The 8,617-nt window shown below is 69.4% G+C and carries 7 protein-coding genes; all 7 read left to right on the top strand.

Features of this window, described 5'->3' with window-relative positions; genetic code table 11:
• Positions 1–330 precede the first annotated feature (330 nt).
• Positions 331–2,655, top strand: a complete 2,325-nt coding sequence (gene bamA / locus KDM41_15795; GenBank protein MCB1184889.1) for an outer membrane protein assembly factor BamA — start codon at positions 331–333, stop codon at positions 2,653–2,655.
• 73 nt (positions 2,656–2,728) lie between these two features.
• Positions 2,729–3,259 (top strand): OmpH family outer membrane protein, encoded by a 531-nt coding sequence (locus tag KDM41_15790; protein ID MCB1184888.1) that lies wholly within the window; start codon positions 2,729–2,731, stop codon positions 3,257–3,259.
• Between the two features lie 159 nt (positions 3,260–3,418).
• Entirely contained in the window at positions 3,419–4,489 is a 1,071-nt protein-coding gene (gene lpxD / locus KDM41_15785; GenBank protein ID MCB1184887.1) for a UDP-3-O-(3-hydroxymyristoyl)glucosamine N-acyltransferase, read from the top strand.
• 3 nt (positions 4,490–4,492) lie between these two features.
• Complete coding sequence (locus KDM41_15780; protein MCB1184886.1) at positions 4,493–5,806, top strand: bifunctional UDP-3-O-[3-hydroxymyristoyl] N-acetylglucosamine deacetylase/3-hydroxyacyl-ACP dehydratase; 1,314 nt, start codon at positions 4,493–4,495, stop codon at positions 5,804–5,806.
• A 34-nt stretch (positions 5,807–5,840) separates the two neighbouring features.
• The gene (gene lpxA, locus KDM41_15775; GenBank protein MCB1184885.1) at positions 5,841–6,653 is read left to right on the top strand and encodes an acyl-ACP--UDP-N-acetylglucosamine O-acyltransferase; all 813 of its coding nucleotides are present in this window, start codon (positions 5,841–5,843) and stop codon (positions 6,651–6,653) included.
• A 34-nt stretch (positions 6,654–6,687) separates the two neighbouring features.
• Positions 6,688–7,872: a lipid-A-disaccharide synthase gene (gene lpxB / locus KDM41_15770; protein MCB1184884.1), complete on the top strand. Its 1,185-nt coding sequence runs from the start codon at positions 6,688–6,690 to the stop codon at positions 7,870–7,872.
• Position 7,873: 1 nt separating this feature from the next.
• Positions 7,874–8,482, top strand: a complete 609-nt coding sequence (locus KDM41_15765) for a DUF374 domain-containing protein (protein ID MCB1184883.1) — start codon at positions 7,874–7,876, stop codon at positions 8,480–8,482.
• Positions 8,483–8,617: the final 135 nt, after the last annotated feature.

Genomic DNA, 8,617 nt, shown 5'->3' with positions numbered 1-8,617 from the left:
ACCACGCACGGCCGCCGTTCCCTTCGGGAGCGGCGGCCGTTCGCGTGGGGGCTTCGCCCCGGAATTCGGCTGGATTCCATCCGCTCCGTCGCCTATTTTGGCGCGACGGTCGCGCAGCCCGCGGCGGGAACTTCCCCGGCGCGGCGCGGTTGGATCCGTGCGGCCGGCACCCCGCCTGTCCCGCACAGAAGTTCATTGATGGAGCAGCAGGCCGTTGCTACGATGCCGCGGCCGTTCCCGGATCGCCGGGACGTGCAAGGAACCGCACCGGAACGGGGCCGGAGCCCCATCACCGGCGCCCGCGAACCACCGGGGAGCCCGAATCCGCCCATGACGACCCGTGCCCGCCTGATCCTCTGTCTGTGCCTGCTGGCGGCCTTTGCGGGTCCGGCCCGCTCCCAGACCGTCGGCACCCCCGAGATCACCGAGATCGAAGTGGTCGGCGCCATGACCGTGGGCGCGCGCCAGGTGCTGGCCTGGTCGGGCCTGGAGACGGGCAAGCCCCTGACCGCCGATCTCGTCAGTGCGGCCATCCGCAACCTCTTCGCCACCCAGAAGTTCTCCGACGTCTACGTCTATCGCCAGCAGGTCCCCGGCGGCGTGAAGCTCATCGTCAATCTGCAGGAATTCCCCCGCGTGCGCTCGGTCACCTTCCAGGGCAACAAGAAGATCAAGGAATCGGACCTGCGGAACGAGTTCACGGTGCACGTGGGCCAGTTCGCCAACCCGGCCGTGGTGCGGCGCGAACTGCAGCCCCTGCGCGAACTCTACTACGAGAAGGGCTACTTCAACGTCGTCATCCACCCGGACAGCTCGCGCGTCGACGCCAACAACATGGAAGACCTGGTGGTCACCGTGGTCGAGGGCCAGAAGGTCAAGGTGCAGTCGATCCGCTTCGAGGGGCTGGCGAACCTCTCGGCCGGCGACCTGCGCGACGCCATGGAGCAGGGCACCAAGGGCTTCCTGCGCAGCGGCACCTTCAAGAAGGCCCAGTTCGAGGAGGACAAGGAGCGCATCGTCACCCGCGCCCGCAACGAGGGCTACCTCGACGCCAAGGTGACGGGCGTCGACCTCGACTTCCGCGAGGACGAGCCGGAAAAGCTCGACATCGTGATCTCGGTGGAGGAAGGCCCGCGCTACTTCGTGGGCGACATCCGCTGGTCCGGCAACACGGTGTTCGACGATCTGGCCATCGCCGACGTGATCTGGCTGGAGAAGGGCGGCGTCTTCAAGGAGGACGAGTACCTCGAGGCCCTGGCCAACCTGCAGCAGATCTACGCCGACCGCGGCTACATCTACATCACCGTCGAGCCCCAGCGCGACATCGTCGACCAGACGGTGAACGTCGAGTTCACCTTCATCGAGGGGCAGCCGGCGAAGCTGGGCGACATCCAGATCAGCGGCAACACCAAGACCCACGACAAGGTCATCCTGCGGGAGATGCGCACCTTCCCGGGCGACACCTTCAGCAACACCCGCATCCAGTCGACCCTGCGCGACATCTTCCAGACCGGCTATTTCGAGGACGTGCAGCCGGACATCAAGCCCCGTCCCGGCGGCGACGTGGACATGGTCCTGAAGGTGAAGGAGAAGCAGACGGGGCAGTTCATGTTCGGCATGGCCTACAGCGCCGAGACGAGCCTGAGCGGCTTCATCCAGGTGCAGGAGACCAACTTCCAGGGCAAGGGCCAGAACATCGGCGTGACCTGGCAGTTCGGTTCCCGGCGGCGCTACGTCGACCTGAGCTTCACCGAGCCCTGGTTCCGGGGCACGCCCATGCTGGTGGGCGTCGACCTCTTCGACCGCTACCAGTACAACCTGGACGACTTCTACGAGAGCCGGGTCAAGGGCGTGAGCCTGCGGCTGGGCCGGCGCATCCCCGGCACGCGCTACAGCCGGGCGGGGTTCCGCTACGAGCTGTCGCGCACCGAGCTGAGCAACTTCGACGCGGGCTACGAGCGCTACATCGAGAGTCTGCAGGAGGGCCTGAGCACGGGCGACCCCGAGTACACGCCCCTGAACCAGGTCGACTGGCCCCAGACCAAGAGCAGCGTGCGCTTCACCCTGAGCCGCAACTCGACCGACAACCCGTTCTTCCCGACCTCGGGGTCGAAGACGAACTACAGCGTCGAGCTGGCCGGCGGGCCACTCGGCGGCCAGATCTCGTTCCAGGAGCACATCCTCAGCCACAGCTTCTACCAGCGGCTGCCGGGCGGCTTCGCCATGCACACGCGCGGCTATTTCGCCCTGCTCGACCGCCTCGAGCAGGACACGCCCGTGCCCGACTGGGAACGCTACCGGCTCGGCGGCAACCGCCGCTACCCGTTGCGCGGCTACCGCGACCTGGAGGTCGTGCCGGCCGGGAATCCCAGCTTCATCGGCGGGCGCTTCTTCACGATCCTGAACGCCGAGATCCTGTACCCCTTGACCAAGGCCGTCCAGCTGCTCACTTTTCTGGACATGGGCGACGTTTGGAACAGCTTCTCGGAGGCGGATCTGGCGAGCCTGCGCAAGGGCGCCGGCTTCGGCATCCGGGTCGAGGTGCCCATGATGGGCACCATCGGCTTCGACTACGGCTACGGCTTCGACCGCTACAACGGGACCGAGAAGGCCCCCGGGTGGGAGCCGCACTTCAATATCGGCAACTTCTTCTAGGACCCGTGCCGGGTTCCGGAGCAGCGGCCAGTAACGGGTCCCGGCGCGGCAGCGCGTGGGGCCGGAGGACGACATGAGCAAGAACCGTATGATCGCCGCGACCGCGACGCTGCTGGTGGCGGTGGCCGCCCTGGCCGGACCGGCCGCCGCCGAGCACAAGCCCCTGGCGGTCGTCGACTCGCAGCGCATCGCCGAGGAGTACGAGGCGGCCCGGGACGCCCAGGAGCAGTACCAGAAGTTCCTGCGTGAGCTCGAGCTCGAGGTGGCGGAGCGGGAGAAGGTCCTGACGGCCATGGCCGAGGAGATCGAGAGCCAGAAGCTGCTGCTGGGCGAGGACGCCCTGGCGACCAAGGTGCAGGCCTTCGAGCAGAAGCGGGCCGAGTACTTCCAGTTCCGCGAGAGCATCGACCAGCGGGCCGAGGCGGAGTACGAAGCGAAGATCACGCCGATCCTCGACCAGATCAAGACGATCGTCGAGCGGATCGGCAAGGAGAAGGACTACGGCATGATCGTCGATTCGGCGGCCCTGGCGGTCCTCTTCCTCGATCCCAAGTACGATTTGACGAATGATGTGCTCGCGGCCCTCGCCCGGGGCGATGACTAGGTCGGTTTTTAGTTGACACCGGCCCGATCTCGGCTGAGATTTTGAGAGGATTTTCAACAACCTGACCGGGGATCCGCCGCGACCTGACTTGCCCCTCACCGCAGGTGGGGGGCGGTTCCTTAATGGGCGGCCGGGGCACGGAGCACGAAAAGGAAAACGATGCTGCCGCTGAGGTTGAGCGAAATCGCGGCCCGTGTCGGCGGCCGACTCGTCGGCGACGCCGATCCGGTCGTCACCGGCGCGGCGGCCCTGGCCGATGCCGGGCCCGGCGATCTGGGCTTCGTGGTGGACGCGGCCCGGTTGCCCGAGGCGGTGGCGAGCGCGGCCGGTGCCCTGCTGATCGGGCCGGACATGGTGGTGGACAAGCCGGCGGTGCGGGTGGAAGATCCGTACCGGGCCTTCGCCGCCGTGCTCGGCAGCCTGGCGATCCCCCTCGAGCGGGCCTTCCCGCCGGGGGTGCATCCGACGGCGGTGATCGATCCGGACGCCGACGTGGCGGCGGCCGCCGCCATCGGACCCTACTGCGTGGTGGGGGCCGGCACGGTGCTGGCGCAGGGGGTGCGTCTGGGGGCCCACGTGGTGCTCGGCTGCGACGTGCGGGTGGGGCGCGACACGTTGATCCATGCCCAGGCCGTGGTCCGTGAGGGCTGTGTGCTGGGTGCGCGGGTCGTCGTGCACGCCGGCGTGGTCGTCGGCAGCGACGGGTTCGGCTACCTGCCGGGGCCGTCCGGCCTGGCGAAGGTGCCCCAGGTGGGCATCGTCGAGGTGCAGGACGACGTGGAACTGGGCGCCGGGGTGACGATCGATCGGGCGACCACCGGTCGCACCGTGATCGGGGCCGGCACCAAGCTCGACAACCAGGTCCAGATCGCCCACAACGTGCGCGTGGGGAGCCATTGCGCCCTGAGCGCGCAGACGGGCGTGGCCGGCAGCAGCACCCTGGGCGACGGGGTGGTCTGCGGCGGGCAGGTCGGCATCGCCGACCACGTGACCATCGGGGACGGCGCGCAGATCGGCGCCCAGTCGGGCGTGATCTCGGACGTGGCGCCGGGCAGCCGACTCTTCGGCACCCCGGTCCAGGACGTGAAGGCGGCCTTCCGCACCTACGGCGCCGCGCGGCGCGTGCCGGCCCTGCTGGTCCGGGTGCGGGAGCTCGAAGCGAAACTTGCCGGCCTCGAAGCCCGGCTGACCGACGCCCCGCGGGGCGCCGCGGACGATCAGGAGAGCTGACAGGTGCTCTGGTTGCAGAAGACCGTCAAGAGCGAGGTGAGCGTGTCCGGCGTGGGACTCCACTCCGGCGCCTCGTCCCGCATGACGTTCGCGCCGGCCCCCATCAACACGGGGCTGGTCTTCGTCGTGCCCGGGCCGGAGGGCGACATCGAGATCCCGGCGGTGGTGGAGAACGTCACCGGCGAGCAGGATCTCGTCCGCGCCACGACCCTGGCCAAGGACGGCGTGACGATCCACACGGTCGAGCACGTGCTCGCGGCCATGTCCGGCATGGGCATCACCAACTGCTACATCCGGCTCGAGGGCGGCGAACCGCCCGTGGCCACCTGCGGCAGCTCGCTGACCTACGTCGAGATGATCGACGAGGCGGGAGTGCAGGACCAGGGCCTGCCGGCCATGACCTACAAGATCAACCGGCCCGTGTCGTGGCGGAACGGCGACGTGGAGGTGACGGCCGAGCCGGCCGACACGTTCCTGGTCAGCTTCTCCATCACCTATGACGACGCGGCCATCGGAACCCAGGAGGCGACCTACGAGGTGCGACCCTGGGTCTTCCGGGACGAGATCGCCCCGGCCCGGACCTTCGCCCTCATGCGCGACGTGGCGCAGCTGCAGGAGATGGGGCTGGTCAAGGGCGGGTCGTTCGAGAACGCCCTCGTCTTCGACGACGGGGTGTTGGCGGGGGGGCAGCAGCTGCGCTTTCCCGACGAATGCGTGCGGCACAAGATCCTCGACCTGATCGGCGACCTGGCCCTGCTGGGCATGCCGATCCAGGGCCACGTGAAGGCGCGCCTTTCGGGGCACGCCGCCAACGTGGAGTTCACGCGCCTGCTGGCGAAAGTGGAGCGGCGCATGCCGCGGATCTACCCGCCGCGCGATCCGGAGGCGTGGGACATCGCTTCGATCATGAAGATCATGCCCCACCGCTACCCGTTCCTGCTCGTCGACCGGATCACCGGGATCGAGCCGGGCAGGCGGGTGACGGGCCTGAAGAACGTGACGATCAACGAGCCCTTCTTCCAGGGCCATTTCCCGGGCCACCCCATCATGCCGGCGGTGCTGATCGTCGAGGCGATGGCCCAGGTGGGCGGCGTGCTGCTGCTGAGCAACGTGGACGACCCCCGCGGCAAGCTGGTGTACTTCAGCGGCATCGACAACGCCCGCTTCCGGTCGCCGGTCACGCCCGGCGACCAGCTTCGTTTCGAACTGGAAATGATCAAGTTGCGAGGACCGATCTGCAAGATGCGGGGGACCGCATGGGTCGGCGACAAGGTGGTCGCCGAGGCGGATCTGATGTCCACCGTGGTGGACAGCTGAGACGCTGCCCTGAAGGAGGAGACTCTTGGATTCCATGAAGACCAACAAGATCGTCGGACCGCGCGCAGTCGCGGCGGCGGAGATCCATCCGACGGCGGTGGTGGATCCGGCGGCCCAGCTCGGCCACAACGTGAAGATCGGGCCGCACGCGGTGATCGGTCCGGAGGTCGTGATCGGGCCGGACTGCGTGATCGGGTCGTCGGTGCTCATCGACGGTCGTACGACCATCGGCCGCAACAACCGCTTCTTCCACGGGGCGGCCGTCGGCTGCGAACCCCAGGACAAGAAGTTCGGCGGCGAGACGACCTTCATCGAGATCGGCGACAACAACGACTTCCGCGAGTACTGCACGGTGCATCCGGCCACGGGGGAAGGCGAGTCGACGCGCGTCGGCAGCGACAACCTGCTCATGGCCTACGTGCACATCGCGCACAACTGCCACGTGCATGACGGCACGGTGCTCGCCAACGCGGTGAACCTCGCCGGCCACGTCGAGGTCGAGAGCCACGCCATCATCGGCGGCCTGACGCCGGTGCACCAGTTCGTCCGCATCGGGGCCTACGCCTTCGTGGGCGGGGGCAGCCGGCTCCCGCAGGACGTGCCGCCCTACATCAAGGTGGCGGGCAACCCCATCGAGGTGGCGGGGGTCAACAGCATCGGCCTGAAGCGCAAGGGCTTCACCGACGACGACCTGCTGAACCTGAAGCGGGCCTACCGCCTGCTGTACCGGTCCGGCCTGAACGTGACCCAGGCCCTCGAGCGCATCGCGGCCGAGTGTGTGCTCAACCAGCACATCGAGGACCTGATGGCCTTCATCCGCCGTTCGGATCGGGGAATCGTGAGGTAGTGGCCATGACGGGCGGCACCCGGGAGGGCGGCGCGTGAGCGACCGCGCCCCGCACATCTTCCTGTCCTGCGGCGAAGCCAGCGGGGATCGTTACGGAGCGGCCTTGACGGCCGCTCTGCGGTCTTTGGCCCCCGACGTGCGGGTCTCCGCCCTGGGCGGCGAGTCCCTCGCGGCGGCGGGAGCCGAGATCGTCGCCGACGCCGCGGACGTGGCCGTGATGGGCTTCTCGGAGATCATGGGCACCCTGCCCACGCTGCTGCGGGTGCGCAAGCGGCTGTGGCGCTTCCTCGCCGACGAAGGCGTCGATCTGGTGGTTCCGATCGACTTCCCCGGCTTCAACGGCAAGCTCGCCGGACGCGCCCGGCAGCTGGGCCTGCCCGTGTTCTGGCTCATCGCCCCCCAGGTGTGGGCGTGGGGGGCCTGGCGCACGGCCGGCTTCCGCGACAAGGTCGACCGCCTGGGCACCATCCTGCCATTCGAAACCGAGTACTTCACGCGGCGCGGCTTCGACGTCTTTCCCATGGGGCATCCGCTGATGGAGGACTACGGCGGCGCGTTCCCCTTCGAGGAGGACCTGGCCCGCCGCGAGCACGCCATGCACGACCAGGAGGGGGCGCTGACCATCGGCGTGCTGCCGGGCAGCCGGCGTCAGGAGCTGCACCACCTGCTGCCCGTGCTCCGGGTCACCTGCCAGGCGATCATGGGCCATCTGCCCGAGCGCGAATTGAAGTTCGTGGTCTCGGCGGCGCCGGGCATCGACCCCCTCGTGGTGAATGACGTCTTCGAGGGGCCCTTCGAGATCAGTCGCGAGCCCCTGCCGGAACTCATGCGCCGCCTCGACCTGGCCCTCGTGTGCAGCGGCACCGCCAGCCTGGAGGCCGCCCTGGCCGGCGTGCCCCACGAACTCGTCTACCGCACCGGCGCGGTGAACGCCTTCATCGCCCGCCGTCTCGTGCGCACCCACCACATCGGCCTGAGCAACCTCATCATGGATCGCCGCATCGTGCGGGAGCACTTCCAGGAGGACGCCACGCCGCTGCCGCTGGCCCGCAATCTGCTGCGGTGGCTGGCCCGCCCGGCCGAGCGCGAGCGTTTCTACGGCGACGTGCGCCGCCTGCGCGACCTGTGCGGAGCCGCCGGCGTGTGGCGGCGCACGGCGGCCGAGATCCTCGCGCTGGCCGCCGAACGGGACGAGGCCCGGGCCGGGCACGGGGCCTGAGGTGGGACTCCAGGGGCTCAAGCTGCTGCTCGCCCCGCCGGCGTGGCGCGGCCTGGCGGCCTCCCTGCGCCTCGCGGGCCCGCCGGTTCCCGCCGGGGGCGGTCCGCGCATCTTCGCCTGCCTGCACCGCGATATCCTGGGCGCCATCCTGCATGTGGCCCCGGCGCGGCCCACCCTGCTGGTCAGCAGCAGTCCCGATGGCGACATCCTCATCCGCACCCTGGGCACGGCGTGCTACGGTTACGTCCGCGGGGCCACCGGCGACAACGGGGCGCGGGCCTTCGTGGCACTGCGACGGGAGTTGGAAGCCGGGCGCAGCATCGGTGTGGCCGTCGACGGGCCCAAGGGTCCGTTCGGGGTGATCCACGACGGGGGCTTGCAGCTGGCCCGTCTGACCGGGGCGCCGCTGGCCCCGCTGCGCATGGCGGCCGCGCGGGCGCGCGTTCTGGCGACGTGGGACCGCACCGTGGTGCCCCTGCCCTTCAGTCGGGTCCGGATCGACGCGGGCCCCGAACTTCGCGTGGCCGACGACGGGGCGTCCGTGGCCGCGGCACGCGCGGAGTTGGCGGCCTTTTTCGGCGTCGAGGAGGAGAACCGTGCGGATCCTTGATTGGCGGCATGGAGGGGAGAAGTGGCTGGTGCGGCGCTGGCGGCGGACGGCGGCCGAAGGCGCGGCGCCGGGACCGGCGGCCCGCGCGTGGGAAGCCCTGCACGATCGCCTGGTCGCCCGGCGCGTCGCGGGCCG

It is taken from the genome of bacterium, assembly GCA_020440705.1.
Lineage (GTDB): Bacteria > Krumholzibacteriota > Krumholzibacteriia > LZORAL124-64-63 > LZORAL124-64-63 > JAGRNP01.
This window is presented reverse-complemented; position numbering and strand designations above follow the sequence as displayed.